Source organism: Nocardia sp. NPDC004722 (assembly GCF_053601505.1).
Genome location: NZ_JBSGBY010001051.1, coordinates 1 through 1482 on the forward strand (window position 1 = coordinate 1; position 1482 = coordinate 1482).

Genomic DNA, 1482 nt, shown 5'->3' on the forward strand with positions numbered 1-1482 from the left:
ATGGTCGGCCAGCGACATGCACAGCCGCAGAATCTCGTTCCGCAGCACGGGCCTGCGCGGGTCGTTGTGCGCCAGTGCGGCGAGTTCGGCGAACCGCGGCTCGATATTGTCGTAGCTGTCGGCGGGTTTCGACGGGTTCTTGGGCCGGGTCGAACGAGCTGTTGTCGTACTCATCGGGCATCCCTCGATCGTGATGTCGACTCGGGCGCATACCTACCACCCGAGTGGATCGAATCGTGATCCTGCCGATTGTTTGACAAGACGCGACGGTTATCGCTGGTCGCGGTCCCTTCGGACGGCGATCTCGAGGCGCTCCGACGTCGTCGTCGTCGGTCCGGCTGTGTGCGCGGTGGCGCAGCTCGTGTTCGGTCGCGCACCTTTCGGCAGCGATATCCGACCGATAACTCCGGGGTACCCGTTACCGTCCCCGCTAACCATTCGACCCGAACAGTGCAGGTCAGGTCCGGAAAACGGCCGCCGCCCCCACCCCTGGGGAGTGGGGGCGGGACGTTCGCGGGTACGGCGTCAGTGCCGGAAGGCGTCCTTGACCTTCTCGGCGGCGTCCTTGACGTTGGCCTTGGCCTGGTCGACCTTGCCTTCGTTTTCCTTGTCCGGATTGTCGGTCGCCGCGCCGAACTTCTCCTTGGCCTTGCCCGCGATATCGTCGGCCTTGTTCCTGGCCTTGTCCGTGGCACTCATAGGAGCTCCCTTCCTCAGTGGCCCGCTGTCGGATACAGCCGACCCCTTGACGGCATATCCCGTTGTGCCACAACCAAACTCGCTACTTCCGCCCTTCGAGTCCGCTGCCCCCGTGCCGTTCCAGCGCCAGGACCGACGTGCCGCCCAGGAGTGCGACGGCCGCGACCACCGTGGCGGCCAGCCCGAGGCTCGACCGGTCCAGCCACAAGGCCGTGAACGCGACGGCGGTGGCGAGGACACCGAAGATCACCAGCGCGAAACCCGCCCAATTCTTGCTCGCGGCCGCTGCGTGTCCCTGTCGCGGCGGTGTCGCGCGGGAGAAGTCCGCAGCGTCGTCGAGGGGCGGAATCTCCGACGCCGGTCCCGTGGTCATGGTCGATACCTCGAATCTGGCAGGGCGAAGTGCCCGATGCCTGCTGTGGGCGGGGTACCCGCCGACACGGAATCAAACGGCGGGCATGAACTGGGCGAACCCGGGTAAGCGGCAGCAAAACGAGTACAACCGAAGGAACATCATGATTGTCATCATCGGACTCGTCGTTCTGATCGCCGCGGTGATCGTCGGCGTCGCGGGCGTTCTCGCCAATGGCGGCAACACCCACGCGCTGACCGACAATTTCGCCGTGTTCGGCTACCACGTGACCGGGTCGACCGGCCTGCTGTTCCTCTACGGCATCGTGGTGGGCGGCGTCGGCATGGCCGGACTGGTCATTCTGCTGGCCGGTGCCCGCGGCACCGCCCGGCGCGCGGCCGGCGCCCGCCGCGAACTCGCGGCGTCACGCC

Annotated in this window: 2 protein-coding genes and 1 pseudogene; 1 reads left to right on the forward strand and 2 read right to left on the reverse strand. The window is 66.6% G+C overall.

Annotated features, from left to right (window positions below; all coding sequences use genetic code 11):
• Nucleotides 1-525: 525 nt before the first annotated feature.
• Both ACWELQ_RS45555 and ACWELQ_RS45560 read right to left on the reverse strand, forming a co-directional pair.
• The gene (locus tag ACWELQ_RS45555) at nucleotides 526-699 is read right to left on the reverse strand and encodes a CsbD family protein (RefSeq protein ID WP_452403169.1); all 174 of its coding nucleotides are present in this window, start codon (nucleotides 697-699) and stop codon (nucleotides 526-528) included.
• Nucleotides 700-781: 82 nt separating this feature from the next.
• Complete coding sequence (locus ACWELQ_RS45560; protein ID WP_452403170.1) at nucleotides 782-1072, reverse strand: hypothetical protein; 291 nt, start codon at nucleotides 1070-1072, stop codon at nucleotides 782-784.
• Between the two features lie 142 nt (nucleotides 1073-1214).
• On the opposite strand from ACWELQ_RS45560, the pseudogene ACWELQ_RS45565 reads away from it, so the two are divergent.
• Nucleotides 1215-1482, forward strand: a pseudogene (locus tag ACWELQ_RS45565) (hypothetical protein); the annotation flags it as partial.